14 protein-coding genes are annotated in these 15207 nt (G+C 67.6%); 8 read left to right on the forward strand and 6 right to left on the reverse strand.

Annotated elements, in window-relative coordinates; all coding sequences use genetic code 11:
- The first annotated feature begins 110 nt into the window (after positions 1–110).
- The 4 genes from ACPCJR_RS08070 to ACPCJR_RS08085 all read left to right on the forward strand — a co-directional run bounded on the left by ACPCJR_RS08070 (position 111) and on the right by ACPCJR_RS08085 (position 4356).
- On the forward strand, positions 111–869 hold the full coding sequence (locus ACPCJR_RS08070) for an RHS domain-containing protein (protein ID WP_391511663.1): 759 nt from the start codon (positions 111–113) through the stop codon (positions 867–869).
- Positions 870–1269: 400 nt separating this feature from the next.
- Positions 1270–2079 carry an IS5 family transposase gene (locus ACPCJR_RS08075; RefSeq protein WP_391511664.1) on the forward strand — a complete coding sequence of 270 codons (810 nt, stop codon included), beginning with the start codon at positions 1270–1272 and terminating at the stop codon, positions 2077–2079.
- 502 nt (positions 2080–2581) lie between these two features.
- Positions 2582–3622 carry a Hint domain-containing protein gene (locus ACPCJR_RS08080; RefSeq protein ID WP_391511665.1) on the forward strand — a complete coding sequence of 347 codons (1041 nt, stop codon included), beginning with the start codon at positions 2582–2584 and terminating at the stop codon, positions 3620–3622.
- Positions 3623–3741: 119 nt separating this feature from the next.
- Positions 3742–4356, forward strand: a complete 615-nt coding sequence (locus ACPCJR_RS08085; RefSeq protein WP_391511666.1) for a DNA-3-methyladenine glycosylase family protein — start codon at positions 3742–3744, stop codon at positions 4354–4356.
- 5 nt (positions 4357–4361) lie between these two features.
- On the opposite strand, the gene ACPCJR_RS08090 is transcribed toward ACPCJR_RS08085, so the two are convergent.
- Complete coding sequence (locus ACPCJR_RS08090; protein ID WP_391511667.1) at positions 4362–4619, reverse strand: hypothetical protein; 258 nt, start codon at positions 4617–4619, stop codon at positions 4362–4364.
- Between the two features lie 322 nt (positions 4620–4941).
- On the opposite strand from ACPCJR_RS08090, the gene ACPCJR_RS08095 reads away from it, so the two are divergent.
- Entirely contained in the window at positions 4942–5157 is a 216-nt protein-coding gene (locus ACPCJR_RS08095) for a hypothetical protein (protein WP_391511668.1), read from the forward strand.
- 105 nt (positions 5158–5262) lie between these two features.
- On the opposite strand, the gene ACPCJR_RS08100 is transcribed toward ACPCJR_RS08095, so the two are convergent.
- The gene (locus tag ACPCJR_RS08100) at positions 5263–6960 is read right to left on the reverse strand and encodes a methyl-accepting chemotaxis protein (protein WP_391511669.1); all 1698 of its coding nucleotides are present in this window, start codon (positions 6958–6960) and stop codon (positions 5263–5265) included.
- Positions 6961–7338: 378 nt separating this feature from the next.
- Here ACPCJR_RS08100 and ACPCJR_RS08105 point away from each other — a divergent pair, with 378 nt between their 5' ends.
- A complete protein-coding gene (locus tag ACPCJR_RS08105) occupies positions 7339–8961 on the forward strand; it encodes an ABC-F family ATP-binding cassette domain-containing protein (protein ID WP_391511670.1) in 1623 nt (540 codons plus the stop codon).
- Positions 8962–8968: 7 nt separating this feature from the next.
- Here the strand turns inward: ACPCJR_RS08105 and ACPCJR_RS08110 are convergent, their stop codons facing one another.
- The 4 genes from ACPCJR_RS08110 to ACPCJR_RS08125 form a co-directional block, all read right to left on the reverse strand.
- Positions 8969–9325, reverse strand: a complete 357-nt coding sequence (locus tag ACPCJR_RS08110) for an MmcQ/YjbR family DNA-binding protein (RefSeq protein WP_391511671.1) — start codon at positions 9323–9325, stop codon at positions 8969–8971.
- A gap of 11 nt (positions 9326–9336) precedes the next feature.
- Complete coding sequence (locus ACPCJR_RS08115) at positions 9337–9576, reverse strand: hypothetical protein (protein WP_391511672.1); 240 nt, start codon at positions 9574–9576, stop codon at positions 9337–9339.
- A 92-nt stretch (positions 9577–9668) separates the two neighbouring features.
- The gene (locus tag ACPCJR_RS08120) at positions 9669–10331 is read right to left on the reverse strand and encodes an OmpW/AlkL family protein (protein WP_391511673.1); all 663 of its coding nucleotides are present in this window, start codon (positions 10329–10331) and stop codon (positions 9669–9671) included.
- 64 nt (positions 10332–10395) lie between these two features.
- On the reverse strand, positions 10396–11643 hold the full coding sequence (locus ACPCJR_RS08125) for a GGDEF domain-containing protein (RefSeq protein ID WP_391511674.1): 1248 nt from the start codon (positions 11641–11643) through the stop codon (positions 10396–10398).
- Positions 11644–12296: 653 nt separating this feature from the next.
- Between ACPCJR_RS08125 and ACPCJR_RS08130 the strand changes: the two genes are divergently transcribed.
- Together ACPCJR_RS08130 and ACPCJR_RS08135 are read left to right on the forward strand one after the other, a co-directional pair.
- Complete coding sequence (locus tag ACPCJR_RS08130; RefSeq protein ID WP_391511675.1) at positions 12297–13235, forward strand: pirin family protein; 939 nt, start codon at positions 12297–12299, stop codon at positions 13233–13235.
- An 89-nt stretch (positions 13236–13324) separates the two neighbouring features.
- Positions 13325–15091, forward strand: coding sequence for a monovalent cation:proton antiporter-2 (CPA2) family protein (locus ACPCJR_RS08135; protein WP_391511676.1), 1767 nt, complete (start codon positions 13325–13327; stop codon positions 15089–15091).
- The last annotated feature ends 116 nt before the right edge of the window (positions 15092–15207 follow it).

The following is a 15207-nucleotide window of genomic DNA, read 5'->3' on the forward strand; positions in this document are numbered from 1 at the left end:
CCCGCATCCGACATCGCGATCACCCACGTCTATCGCCGTGGCATGCAAAGCCGCGAACACCCGCTGCGTTCCCTCAACCTGCCAAAGTAGTGCTAGGCGCGCTGCTGCAGGTGCGCTCGACCCCGGGCGGTGTGGTGCAGCTCGGGCACGGCCCGCACGGCGAGCGGGTCGCGCTCACGCACGACGCCTGCGGTCGGGTGATCGAGCGGCGGGTCGAGCGCAAGGGCTTCCGGCCCAGGACCTGGCGCTACGGCTGGGACGTGCAGGACCGCCTCGTGCGGTGCGTGACGCCGGAGGGTTCGGTCTGGCACTACCGCTACGACGCGTTCGGTCGGCGCCTGAGCAAGGTGCGGGAGTTCTCGCAGGCCGAGCGGGCTTGGGTGCGGGCAAAGCATCCGGGGCTGCTGCCGGCCTCGCAGCGGGACGGGACGGTTCTGTGGACGTGGCCGCAGGCGCCGGGGGGGCATGCGGCGCACGATCCGCGTGCTCCGGTGGTGGGGGTGCACTTCCTGTGGGACGGGGACGTGGTGGCGGAGGAGGCGCCGCTTCGCCTGGACGGGACGGTGGAATGGGAAGCGGCGACGCGCTGGCACTACGAGCCGGAGAGCTTCGTGCCGGTGGCCAAGCAGGAGCCGGACGGTCGGCTCGCCTGGATCGTGACGGACCATCTGGGCACGCCGCGGGAGATGTTCGACGAGGCGGGCGGCCTGCGCTGGGCGGTGTCGCTGACGACCTGGGGCGTGGTGCGGCGGGTGATCGTGCCGCCGGAGCCGGCCAACGACGAGGGGCGGCCAGCGCTATATCCACGGCCTCGCACGAGCGGTAACCTCGCGCTCAGATCGGAACCGGATGCGGCGGCTTACGACTGACTGATCCGGTTTCAGGGACAGTGGTCTGATGGAGAGACGGAACTATATTACAATCGGCGTCGGCATTATGAGTCATTTTCGGGACAGTAATTGTCCCCTGACCCTATTGGATTGGAGGGGGGGAACGGCCACAAGGTTATGTGCAAAATCCAACGGTGTGGACCGACCCGCTTGGCTGGGCCCAGCGGCAAATCAAGTTGTTCGTGAAATCAATGCAAATCCGAACCTCGCTAAAGATTTTATGACAGAAGGAAGCTATAGGCATCTTGTGGTCCGCAGTCGTTTGGCTCAAGCAAGTTATGGCAAGGCGATCGAGAGGCGAGCTGCTCAAATATTAAGAGACGATCAAGGTCTAGAGGCTGTTATGGACCTGTCGGCTGTGAGGCTCAGATGATAGGCGATGACCCTGTCCCGGAAAGCCTACCCGTCCGATGTATCCGACGACGAATGGGCGTTGGTCGCCCTGTATCTGACGCTGGTGCGCGAGGATGCCGGTCAGCGCTCGCACCCGTTGCGGGAGGTGTTCAACGGGTTGCGCTACGTGGTGAAGACCGGCGCCCCGTGGCGCTGGATGCCCCACGACCTGCCGCCGTGGGCAGCCGTCTACCAGCAGGCGCAACGCTGGCTGTCGGCGGGTTGCTTCGAGCAACTAGCCGAGGATCTTCGCGCCGTGCTGCGTCTGGCGGCCGGGCGCAAGGCCGAGCCGTCGGCTGCCATCCTCGACAGCCGGACGCTGCGGGCGACGCCCGAGAGCGGCGCGCGGGCCGGCTACGACGGAGCCAAGCGAAAGCAGGGCTCGAAGCTGCACATGGTGGTCGACACGCTCGGCCATCTTCTGGCCCTGCACGTCACGCCGGCCAACGCCGATGACCGTGCCCAGGTCGAGCGTCTGGCCAAGGCCGTGCAGGCAGCCACTGACGACAGCGTCGAAGTCGCCTTCGTCGATCAGGGCTACACCGGCGAGAAGCCAGCCACGGCCGCGCGCCGGCACGGCATCGAACTGGAGGTGGTGAAGCTGCCTGAGGTCAAGCGCGGCTTCGTGCTGCTGCCCCGGCGCTGGGTCGTCGAGCGCTCCTTCGCCTGGGCCACCCGCTTCCGCCGGCTCATTAAAGACTACGAGCGCTACGCCAGCACGCTGGCAGACCTGCACATCGTCGCCTTCGTCTGCCTCATGCTCAAAAAGGCCACTCTACTCGCGGCCGGTTCATAACAGCCTTAAGGCGCCCGGCGGCGAATCCCCCCTCTCCGCCAAGTCTCGCCGACACCCCGAAAGACCGAGTTTGACCGATCGGCCATTACCGCCGAGCGTGTCACCGCGCCGTTGTGAACGGCGTCGGGAAACTCGCGAAAAGCATCGTTCGTGGCGTGCTGTGTCTGGCCGGCGCAGGGTAGGGCAGGGCAGGGCAGGGCAGACATCTACTCTCCGATACAGTGCAAATCAAAATCAAAGCGGATCATCACGCGGCTTGAGCCTTTCGCTACAACGCACCTTGTCTGCACTGAAAAATCGATTATTGCCCGCCTATTTTTTAAATAAATAATCATCTTATATTAATGCCGATGCATAGCAAAGCCAAAAAATAACATAAGCTGTTGCGTGAGTACAACGTATAATCAACATCTCAGAATCAGTATTGAAAGGAGCAAGAAAACAGTTTTCCCTCCGATTTCTGTCCGAAGAAGTTTTCAGACAGTTTCGCTTGGGGGAGCACATGACTTACGCGCAATTTCCGGCCGGATTCAGCTACCAGCTGCAAAACTCGGGACAGTTTGCGAATGGATCCGACGTTCGCGTTGGCGACACGCAATCTTTCGCGGTTCAGATTACCGGCACCCAGCTCGCCAACTCCCTCAATGTTTCTCCCACCTCCACGGTGTTTGTGAGCTCACCCGATCCTGCGGCCGATGCCAGACCGGGCGCGGTCATTCTTGCCAGCGGCTTCGGCCCACCGTTGACCGGCGTGCAAACCGGCTACCAGACCGGCGACGCGATCACGATCGCGCTCGATCCGAACCAGTCTCTGAGCGGAACTCTCGTGATTTCAACGAGTGCCGTAACGCCGGGACAACAGTTTTCGCTGCCGAACAACTCACCACAAACCTTCTCCAATCTGCAGCAGGCGCCCTGCTTCGTGACGGGCACCCTGATCCGCACGACCCGCGGCGACGTGGCGGTCGAGGATCTGCAGGTCGGTGACCGCGCCGTCACGGCATCCGGCGCCCTGCGGCCTATCACCTGGATCGGGCATCGCGAGATATCTGCCGGCGATGCCTCCCTGCCTTTCAGCCAGCAGCCGGTCCGTGTTCGCGCCGGTGCCTTCGGCCACGACCTGCCGGCCCGCGACCTCTTCCTCTCACCGGGTCACCCGGTGCTGGTCGGAGCCGATGCCGACAACGAGGGCGGCGCGCTGGTGCCCGTGATGTGCCTCATCAACGGCACCACGATCACCCGCGAGCCGGTCGCCAGCGTCACCTACTGGCACATCGAACTCGACGCCCACGATATCTTGCTCGCCGAAGGCCTTCCGGCGGAGAGTTACATCGACGGCGGCGACCGGACCTTCTTCTCGGATGCCTCCGACCACGCCCTGCACAACCCGGACTTCGTCGCGCCGGGCTGGGACGGCCGCTGCCGCCCGGTGGCGGTGGACGGTCCGCTCGTCGAGGCCGAGCGCCTGCGGCTGGATGCCGTGTTCGCTGGTTCGCTGAGCGCACAGTGCGGATGGGATTCGGCCGCCTGGACCGCGTCCTGAAAGCGAGGAACGCGAGACATCGAAGCGCCCCGCTCGAATGCCGGGGCCCAAAAACTCCGGAGGGACCACTCCCAGGCTTCAGGCGTTTCTGAAGGAGCATAACTGGGGGAAGCGGAACGATGCTCGATCCCGACATCTATGCCAGCCTGTTGCGGCAGGCCGGGACGGTGGCGGACCCCCTACGGGCGGTGATCGCCGGTCTTGGACGGATCGAGATCGCCCCGCCGATCAATGCCAGCGTGGCCGAGCGCCTGTTCGTCGAGGTCGTCAACCAGCAGCTCTCGACCAAAGCGGCCCTCGCGATCTGGACCCGGATTGAGGCCGCGGCCGCGTCCCAGGGCGTCGCGACGCCTGAGCTGTTCGTGCCGGGTTTCGAGACGCTGCTGCGGGGCTGCGGCGTCTCGGGGAACAAGGTGCGGGCCCTTTGCGCGATTCGCGAGGCGGAGCGCGCCGGCCTGCTCGGCGCGGAACTGGCCGAGTTGCCGCAGGCGGAGCGCGCCGAGCGGCTCTGCCGGATTCGCGGCGTCGGACCGTGGACGGCCGACATGGTCGGCATTTTTCACTTCCTCGATCCGGATATCTGGCCGGCGGGCGACGTCGCCGCGGTCGGCGTGCTGCGCCGGCTCACCGGCATCGCGGACACCGCCGCGGTCGCCGCAGGCTTCGCGCCTCACCGCTCGATCCTCGCACGCTACATGTGGCGCAGCCGGGACGCCGTCGCCGCGGCCGCATGAGGCCGTCAGCGGCCCGCCTCGAAGAAGGGGCGGAAATTCTCGAGCCAGCCACGCAGCCAGACCTCCGCGGCCTGCTTGGCGCCGTCGGCATCCTGAGCGTGGCCCCAGATGTCCTCGGCGAGCGGGCTCCACCAGGTCCAGAGCCGGTTCGAACCATCGTACTCGATGGTCGCGACCGCCACGGCACCGACTTGGCCGGTGTAGCGCGCCAGGGGCACCTCTGAGATCCCGCCCTGGGTCCAGATGATCGTATCCGTCGACATGCCATCCCAACGCGTATGCCGTCGCCCGCGTTCGCGCACACGCTCGATTCGATGCCCCGAGGAGCGAAATCGCCGCGTTCCTGCACAGCGGCACGTGCGGTCCGGACTTGACGAGATCGAACGCATCCGTCATGCGCGCGTTGTCCGTCCATCGCCGCCGTGCGTCCGATGTCCGGCTCCACAGGATCTTTCTACCCCCATGCCCGACGACAGTAGTCGATCGACCACGCCGCCTTCGGCCTCCCGCGTGCTCTGCGCCTGATCGTCTGATCCGGCTCACCCGCGACCGGCCTTCGGCGGCTGGTCCGACAAGAGGTGAGCCATGACTGACTCCAACGTCATTTCCCGGCGTGCCCGCGCCCGTGCGGCGAAGTCCGGCCGCAACGGCAGCGTGGTGCTCGTCGTCGCCCTGATGATGGCACTGGTCTTCGTCCCCGTGCTGGCCCTCCACGCGGCGGCGCTTGCCGGTGCCGTGACCGGCGACGAGGTACGGCCCGACGAGGTCGCCACCGTGAGCCACAAGAAGGTGCCGGGTTAAAGCGCCATCCCGGAGCGATGGCGAATGCTTTCGCGGCTGGACTGCGACCGACGAAGAAAAGGGGGCGCCGCCGGACGCTCCCTTTTCGTTTCTCCCCTGGGTGGCTCAGGCCGCCCGCACGGTGGCGAGGAAGCGCGCGACCTCGGCCCGCAATTGCTCGGATTGCCGCGACAGCTCGGATGCGGACGCCAGCACCTGCGTTGCGGCGGCACCGGTCTCCTCGGAGGCTTGCGCGACCCCGGCGATGTTGCCGGTGACCTCGCCCGCGCCCAGGGCCGCCTGCGCCACGTTGCGCACGATCTCCTGGGTGGCCGCGCCCTGCTCCTCCACCGCGGCGGCGATCGTCGTCGTCACCGCGTTGATGTCGCGGATGCGCCCCGTGATGCCGCCGATGGCCGTCACCGTTTGATCGGTGGCGTCCTGGATCTGGGCGATCTGCCCGGAGATCTCTCCCGTGGCCCGCGCGGTCTGCGCCGCGAGTTCCTTCACCTCGCTCGCCACGACGGCAAAGCCGCGGCCGGCCTCGCCGGCCCGTGCAGCCTCGATGGTCGCGTTCAGGGCGAGCAGGTTGGTCTGGCTCGCGATGTTGGCGATGAGGTTCACCACGTCGCCGATCCGGGCGGCGGCCTGGGCCAGCTCATGGACGAGGACGGCGCTGCGATCCGCCTCGCCGACCGCGACCTGAGCCATGTTCGCCGAGGTGCCGACCTGACGGCCGATTTCGTGGACCGAGGCGCCGAGTTCCTCCGCGGCGGCAGCGACGGTGTTGACGTTGGAGGCGGCCTCCTCCGCCGCCGCGGCGACGGTGGTGGACTGGCTCGCGGTCTGCGTGGCGGTCACCGTCATGGTCTGCGCGGTGGCCTGCAGCTCGGTTGCGGACGAAGAGACCATCCCGACGACGCCGCCGACCGCGCGCTCGAAGCCGTCGGCGAGTTCCAGCATGGTGCGGCGGCGCTCGACGGCAGCGGCTTCGTCGGCCACCCGATTGAGTTCCGCCTGCTCGGCCGTCTTGCGGGCCACCAGCACCTTGATGCCCTCCACCGCGCGGGCGACGGCGCCGATCTCGTCGCCGCGGCGCGCCTCGGCGATGTCCGTCTCGGTCTCGCCCTGCGCCATCCGCTCGAGGACCCGCACGAGCCGGCCCATGGGACGCGCGACCCCGGCGACGGCGATCAGCCCGAGCAGGCCGAAGGCGACGAGCAGGCCGGCCGCGGCGATACCGGTGAGCGCCATGGCAGCGGACTTGCCGACCTCGCTGGCCTGCTGCTTGGCCTGATCGAGTTCGCGCATGTTGGACGCGATCCGCGCCTGGATCGCCTCGATGGCCTTGATCCGGACCGGCCTGACCTCGTCGTAGGAGACCTTGACCGCCTGCTCCTTCAGCCCCTTCATTCCCAGGGCGATCGAGCGCTCCAGCGTCGTGACGAAGAGCGAGATCGACGCTTTGACTCCCTCCAGCTCCGTCCGGCGCGCGTCCGCCTCCGCCAGGGCGATCAGCCTGTCGATGCCGGCCAAGGCCCGCCCGCGCGCATCCTCGAAACGCCCGTGCTGGGTCGAGAGGATCGATGCGTCGCTTTCCAGAATGATGTTCTTCTCGCTGATGACGGCCTCGTCGATCGCGAGCGCGGTCTGCAGGGCGGTGATGACGCGGGCGGCCCGCACGTCCACGACCTGCTGCGTCGTCCGCTCCAGCTGATCGAGCTTGTCGCGGGCCAAGACGATGATGCCGGCCGAGACCCCTGCAATCAGCACCGCCGGGATGGCGAGTTTACCGAGGAGCTTGAGATGAGTGCACCAGCGCATCTACCGCGTCACGGGGACTGTATCGAAGCATCCGCGAGCCGCCCCGGCCACATCGGATCACGATCTTGTGAGTTCATGACCGTTAACAAGACCCAACCCTGAGCAACGATTTTGATCCAGATCAAAATATATCATTTGACATTATTATCGATAGGACAGACTTCTTGAAAATCCAGACAAATTTCATCGTCCGTGACACTGACTTATTTCAATATTACCGCAATCAAAGTTCGGCTGCGCGCGGGGGGACGGGCACTGCCCACCCGAAGCGGGTCTGCCGTGAGGCCGCTCCGCTTTCACTCGTGGCGCCCTTGGCGTAAGGCCGCGTACATCCTTTCGCCCCCCCCTCTCAGACCATCATCCAGGCATCGCGGACGCATGATTCGCCTCGACAAGATCGGCAAGCAGAACGGCCGGCAGATCGTCTTCATCGAGGCGTCCGCCGCTCTGCAGAAGGGCGAGAAGGCCGGCCTCGTCGGGCCGAACGGCGCCGGCAAGACCACCTTGTTCCGCATGATGACCGGCCAGGAGCAGCCGGACGAGGGGCAGGTCTCGGCTGAGCGCGGCATCACCATCGGCTATTTCAGCCAGGATGTCGGCGAGATGCGCGGGCGCTCCGTCGTGGCGGAAGTCATGGACGGTGCCGGTCCGGTCAGCGCCGTGGCCGCGGAATTGAAGGAACTCGAAGGCGCGCTCGCCGACCCCGAGCGGGCCGACGAGATGGAGGCGCTGGTCGAGCGCTACGGCGAGGTGCAGGCCCGCTTCGAGGAGCTCGACGGCTACGCGCTCGAGGGCCGGGCCTACGAGGTGCTGGCCGGGCTCGGCTTCTCCCAGGAGATGATGGAGAACGATGTCGGCCGGCTCTCCGGCGGCTGGAAGATGCGTGTCGCACTCGCGCGCATCCTGCTCATGCGCCCCGACGTGATGCTGCTGGACGAGCCGAGCAACCACCTCGACCTGGAGAGCCTGATCTGGCTCGAATCCTTCCTCAAGGGCTATGACGGCGCGCTGCTGATGACCTCGCACGACCGCGAGTTCATGAACCGCATCGTCTCCAAGGTCATCGAGATCGACGGCGGCACGCTCACCACCTATTCGGGCGATTACGGCTTCTACGAGCAGCAGCGGGCGCTCAACGAGCAGCAGCAGCAGGCGCAGTTCGAGCGCCAGCAGGCGATGCTCGCCAAGGAGATCAAGTTCATCGAGCGCTTCAAGGCGCGCGCCAGCCACGCCGCGCAGGTGCAGAGCCGGGTGAAGAAGCTCGACAAGATCGAGCGGGTCGAGCCGCCCCGCCGCCGCCAGACCGTCGCCTTCGAGTTCCAGCCCGCGCCGCGCTCGGGCGACGACGTCGCGATGCTCAAGGGCGTCCACAAGAGCTACGGCAGCCGCATCATCTACGAGGGGTTCGACTTCTCGATCCGCCGCAAGGAGCGCTGGTGCGTCATGGGCGTGAACGGCGCCGGCAAGTCGACGCTCCTGAAGCTCGTCACCGGCACCGCGCAGCCCGATTCCGGCTCGGTGACCGTCGGGGGCAGCGTCAAGCTCGGCTACTTCGCCCAGCACGCGATGGACCTGCTCGACGGCGACCTGACGATCTTCGAGGATCTGGAGAGCACCTTCCCGCAGGCGGGGCAGGGCTCGCTGCGGGCGCTGGCCGGCTGCTTCGGCTTCTCCGGCGACGACGTGGAGAAGCCCTGCCGCGTGCTGTCGGGCGGCGAGAAGGCACGCCTCGTCATGGCCAAGATGCTCTACGACCCGCCGAACTTCCTCGTGCTCGACGAGCCCACCAACCACCTCGACATCGCCACCAAGGAGATGCTGATCGCCGCGCTCGCCTCCTACGAGGGCACGATGCTGTTCGTCTCCCACGACCGGCACTTCCTCGCGGCCTTGTCGAACCGGCTGCTCGAACTGACCGGGGACGGCGTGCGCCTCTACGGCGGCGGCTACTCGGAATACGTGGCGAGCACCGGCCAGGAAGCGCCGGGCCTGCGGGCTTGAGCGGAACTCAAGGGTCGAGAGCGAGATCGTCGTAGCGGGCGACGAGGTCTGCGGGCGCCACGGTCCGCCACGCCGTCAGCAGGGCGAGGCGCAAAACCGCCTCGTCCGCCGCGTCGAGTTCGAGGCTGGTCCAGCCCCGCTTGCCCCAGGCGCCCGGCACCGGCTCGAAGGCATCCGGTTCGTCCTCCAGGAAGCGCGCCTGATCGTCGGGCGTCAGCTTGACGACGACGCGCGCCTCGTCGGTCCAGAGCGTGGCGTAGATCCGCCCGCCGACCCGGAAGTCGGGGTGGCCCTGATGGGCCCCCTCGACCGTCTCCGGCAGCAGGAGCGCGAGGGCGCGCACGTCCTCGGGTCGGCACGTCACGGCTTTCGGTCTCAGGCCCGGCTCGTCGGCGGCTGCCACGCGCTGCCGGGATGCTCGCGCACGTCCCCGGTGCGGGTGCCGGTATCGGCGTCGCTGACCCATTCGCCGGGCTCGGCGATCTCGACCACCTCGTCTTCCGGGTAGGCCGCCTCGACGAACAGGCGCGCCTCGCCCTCGGCCGCCGCCCGCACGGTCACGAGCGGACGCGCGCCGGCTGGCCCGCGCACATGGGCGATGAAGAGCTTCGTCATGTCCTGTTCCTCCGTCACGATCGCAGCCGGGACAACGCGCTCGGAGGAAAGGGGATCACCGGCACCGGTGACCGGGGTTGCGGACCGGATCGTCAGAAGCGGTAGCCGAGACCAGCCCCGATCATCAACATGTCGAGCCGCACCGTCGCGCCGACCGGTCCGACGCGGGAGACCTGCGTCGGCAGGAAGACCTGCTTGACGTCCATGTTGGCGTACCAGCGGCCGCCGAGATGGTAGTCGAACCCGGCCTGGATCATCGGCCCGAGCTGCGGGTCGGCCTTCATGGCGGTGACGAAGGGCTTGGCCGGTTCGTAGGCCAGCGGGTGGGTGTAGCCGACCCCCGCACCGAGATACGGGTTGAAGGCGTGGTGCGGCAGGAAGTGGAACTGGATCGCCCCCGTCGCGGACGCGCTCCAGGTCGTGCCGATCGGCAGGTTGCCGACGATCGAGCCGCGGATCGAGGTGCGAGTCGGGACGACCCCGCCCTGCACGGCGAGCGCGAAGTGATCGCTGAGAAAGTAGGTGACGTCGAGATCCGGCAGTGCTCGCGCCGGCGTCGAGACCCGACCGCCGACCAGCTCGATCCGGGAGAACTGATTGACGGGGATCGAACCGATGACGCGGGCCCGCACGAGGAGGCTCCCCGCCGTCAGCCCCCCCTCGGGCGCCGGCGTCGCGGGCAGATCCGCCGCCCGGCCGGGCGAGGATAGCGCCAGGGCCGCGAGCGCAAGCCCGGTCCGGCGGCCGCGTGACATCGCGCCGGCGCGCGAACGATCGCAGACATGATTTCTTTGCGTCGATCTTCTGGGCACGGCTCGGTCACGCTTCTCGGATGGCAATTGCAGTCGCGATCGGTTGGGACGGCTCGATGGGCGAGACCGGGATCCGGGTCGCCCCGGCGGCGGCCGGCGGTGGGGCCGGCGGCGGTTCCAGGCGCACCTGATTCCGGCCGCCGTTCTTGGCCGCGTAGAGCGCCGCGTCGGCGCGGGCCACGGCGGCATCGATCTGCACCTCGCTGGCCGTCCCGACCGACGCGCCGACGCTCGCCGTCACCGCGATGGAGGTGCCCCCGAGCAGGATCGGCTGCCCGGCGACCGCCGCGCGCAGGCGTTCGGCGACGAGGACCGCCTGCGCGTCGTCGGTTCGATCCAACACCACGAGAAACTCCTCGCCGCCCCAGCGGGCGATGAGATCGTCCTTGCGCATCACGCTGCGCAGCCGCTCGGCGACGCCGACGAGGACGGCATCGCCTCCCTCGTGGCCGTGGGTGTCGTTGATCGACTTGAAGCGATCGATGTCGGCCAGAAGCACCGCGCAGCCCGCGGTTCCGGCCCTGCCCGCCGCGCGTCGGCTCATCGCCGCGCGGAGGCCGCGACGGTTCGCCAGACCGGTGAGCGGGTCGGTCTCGGCCAAGAGGCTGAGCCGCAGATGCGCGCGCTCGCCCACCATGGCGAGGTAGCCGACCTGGATGAAGACACCGCACCATTGGTCGAACAGCAGGGAGTAGACCCCGCTTTCCGGCGAAGCGAGGTGCTCGCTCGCGAAGTGGATGACGGCGATCGACAGGATGAAGGCCGAGAAGTAACCGAGAAATCCCAGGAGGACGATGTATTGCGTCCACAAGCGCGACTGCGCCGGCGTCTTCAGGATTTCGAGGATGCACAGGCCCGTGCTCACGGCGATCAGAACGAACACCGTGGTGAGACTCCACGGCGTCGCGATGCCGGCCTGCAACGAGAGCCCGTAGAGGATGCCCGGGCCGAGGGCCAGGGCGATGGCCGGCGGAACCGAGGCTGGCCGTTCGTAGAACAGCCGCAAACCGATCCACGACGCCGAGAGGCTGGCTCCGTAAAGGGCGTAGACGACGGCCCCCTTGAGCGGATGGAGCGGGATCGTCGAGGGATCGCCCAGCATGATGAAGGAGGCGATCAGCGAGCAACCGAGCGCGCTGGCCCAAATGCCGAAATAGAGCTCGCTCGGATGCCGTGAGAGCGTCACCAGAAAGACGACGATGAAGGCAAGGCGGCTACTGATGCTCGCCACCTGCAGCGTGCTGAAATCCAACATGAATGGTCAGGCCCCCCGGTCGAGGCGTGCGGAATGAGCGTGTGGCATCGTCAATACGGACGACCGAGGCCGGAGAAGATCAGCGCCAGCCGCCCCGGTCGCGCAGCCGTCGCAGCCGGATCAAGCCTTTCTGGTGTGAGTCCAGCACGGGGTTCGGCCGAGAGTTCCTTTGGTCGCGCGTGTCTTCCAAGTCTGCGGCCGGGCCGAAGAGACCGATCCGAACGGGTTCGGACGACCGCCATTCATTTTTGCAAGGGAGGTGAAAGCCGGAGATTGATTGGCTTAGTATTTATCTCTTCGAACGACGATTGAACAACGATCGTCCCTCACCGTCACGATGGACGCTATTCCAGGCGATCTAACAAAAAGTTATCATTTGAAATAAACCTGAACCGGTCGCATCCCGATTCCGTGTCCGGCAGGCTCGCCCGCGAGGAAGCCCCATGCCGCACAGCCAGCGCACGTGGCCGGCCGTCGATCGGCCGACGTTGAGATGAAAAAATGGAAACGATGCGTTTTGCTCGTTTCCATTCCAAAACAGATCGAGCCGACGCATCCTGTTGCCCGTCGACCCGAGTCTCCGGGTCGCGCTAAACCGACGAGCGCAGAACCGACCATCGCGGTCGGTCCCGCTCAAGCGAGGGAGCAGAAGCATGAGCTGGCACGGTGCCGACGACCCGATTGCGGGCGATACGTTCAGCTGCGATGCGATCAAGACCCTGATCGTGCCCCGCTCGCGGGATCTCGGCTCCTTTGCCGTGCGCCGGGCCCTTCCCTCGGCCGAGTGCCGGATGGTCGGGCCGTTCATCTTCTTCGATCAGATGGGTCCGTCCGAATTCCTGCTCGGGCAGGGCATGGACGTGCGACCCCACCCGCATATCGGGCTGGCGACGGTGACCTACCTCTTCGACGGCGAGATCATGCACCAGGACAGCCTCGGCACAGAGCTGCCGATCCGCCCGGGCGAACTCAACTGGATGACGGCGGGCCGCGGCATCACCCATTCCGAACGCACCGGCACCGACCTGCGCCAGACCGGCTCCCGGCTGTTCGGCATCCAGAGTTGGGTCGCGCTGAATGCGCGGGACGAGGAGAACGCGCCGGCCTTCGAGCATTACGATGCCGCGGCCCTGCCGGTGCTGACGGGGGAGGGCAAGACCGTCCGTCTGATCGCGGGCGAGGCCTTCGGAGCCCGCTCGCCCGTGCGCACCTCGAGCCCGATGGTCTACGCGGACGTGGCGCTGGAGGCGGGCGCCGTCCTGCCTCTCGATCCGACCTACGACGAGCGGGCGATCTACACCGTCTCCGGCGCGATCGAGATCGCGGGCGACGGCTTCGGCCCCGGCCAGTTGCTGGTCTTCCGGCCCGGCGACCGGATCAGCGTGCGCGCGACGGAAGGCGCGCGCTTCATGGTGCTGGGGGGCGAGCCGATGGATGGACCGCGCCACCTCTGGTGGAACTTCGTCTCGTCGCGGCCGGAGCGGATCGAGCAGGCCAAGGAGGATTGGCGCCAGGGCCGGTTCGACACCGTGCCGAACGACGCGGAGTTCATTCCGCTGCCCGAAGCCCCGCCGCCTGTGCGCTACCCCTGAGCCCCAGCGCGGGGCGCCCCCGCCGCCCGCAAAGCCCTCTCGCCGCCCACGGGCGGCGCTCTTCCGAAAGATCGAGGCTTGAAGACGCCATGGCTGCCGAAGCATCCGGAGCGGCGAGCGAGCTCGTCCAGGTCGTATCGTTGCTCGCCGCGGGCGTGATCGCGGTTCCGCTGTTCAAGCGGCTCGGACTCGGCTCGGTGCTCGGTTACCTCCTGGCGGGTCTGGTGATCGGTCCCTTCGGCCTCGGCCTGTTCACCGACGCGCACGCGATCCTGCACGTCGCCGAACTCGGCGTCGTGATGTTCCTCTTCATCATCGGGCTGGAGATGGAGCCGTCCCGGCTCTGGGGGATGCGCCGCGAGATCTTCGGCCTCGGCCTCGCGCAGGTCGGCGCCTGCATCGCCGCGCTCACCCTGGTCGGCGTCGGCCTCGGCTTCTCGGTGACCGTGGCCTTCGTGGCCGGCACCGGCTTCGTGCTGACCTCGACGGCGATCGTGATGCAGCTGCTGGAGGAGCGCGGCTCGCTCTCCCGGCCGAAGGGCCAGAGGATCGTCGCGATCCTGCTTCTGGAGGATCTCGCGATCGTGCCGCTGCTGGCGGTGGTCACGCTGCTCGCGCCGGGCGGGGCGGGGGCCAGCGGCATGGAGCGCGTCTACGCCATCGGCATCGCGCTCGGCTCCGTCGCGGCACTGGTGGCGGCCGGGCGCTGGCTCCTCAACCCGCTGTTCCGCCTGCTCGCCGCCGCGAAGGCCCGCGAGGTGATGACGGCCGCCGCCCTGCTGGTCGTGCTCGGCTCCGCGCTCGCGATGCAGCTCGGCGGCCTCTCCATGGCGATGGGCGCCTTCCTGGCCGGCGTGCTGCTCTCTGAATCGAGCTTCCGGCATCAGCTCGAAGCGGATGTCGAGCCCTTCCGCGGCATCCTGCTCGGCCTGTTCTTCCTCGGCGTCGGCATGTCGCTCGACCTCGCGGTCATCGCCGCGAATTGGGGCCTGATCCTCCTCTCCGTGGCCGCCTACATGGTGGTGAAGAGTGTCGTGATCTACGGGATCGCCCGGATCCTGCGGGCCACCCATGCGGAGTCCCTGGAGCGCGCCGCGCTGATGGCGCAGGGCGGCGAATTCGCCTTCGTGCTCTACGCCGCCGCGGCAAGCGTCGGCATCATCGACGGCACCACCAATGCCGTCCTGACGGCGACGGTGATCCTGTCCATGGCGGTGACGCCGCTCGCCGTGATCCTGTTCGACCGGCTCGGCCCGAAGGCAACGGTCTCGATGGACGGCGTCGAGCTGGCCGAGAACCTTGCCGGCAGCGCCCTGATCGTCGGCTTCGGCCGGTTCGGGCAGATCGTCAGCCAGCCGCTGATCTCGCGCGGCTGCTCCGTCTCCATCATCGACACCAACGCCGAGAACATCCGTCTCGCCGAATCCTTCGGCTTCAAGGTCTATTACGGGGATGGCACCCGGCTCGACATCCTGCGCTCGGCCGGCGCCGAGACCGCCCGCGCGATCCTGATCTGCGTCGACGAGCCGGAGACGGCCAAGCGCATCGCCGAGATCGCCCGCGCGGAATTCCCGCTCGTCCCCGTCCTCGCTCGCGCCCGCGACCGCGAACACGCCGTCGAGCTGATCCATGCTGGCGTCGCCTACCAGATCCGCGAGACCGTCGAGTCGGCCTTCGCCTTCGGCGAACAGGCGCTCCTCACGATCGGGGACGATCCGGAGGCCGCCAGCGACGTCATGGCCGAAGTGCGCCGCCGCGACGCCGAGCGCCTCGAACTGGAGACCGCGGGCGGCATCTATGCCGGGCGCGACCTGATCCGGGGCAATCTCTCGCTTCCGGCCCGCGAGGTCGGCTGAGGGCGAGCCGTTCGCCGGGTCGGGCGGGCCGTTGCCGCGCTCGACGGACCGAGGCGTTGGCGGGCGCGCCTCAGCCCCGCTCCGTCCTCGCGAGGCGGAGCCGAAGCGACCCAGAG

This window comes from Methylobacterium sp. NPDC097929 (assembly GCF_049543375.1).
Classification (GTDB): Bacteria; Pseudomonadota; Alphaproteobacteria; order Rhizobiales; family Beijerinckiaceae; genus Methylobacterium.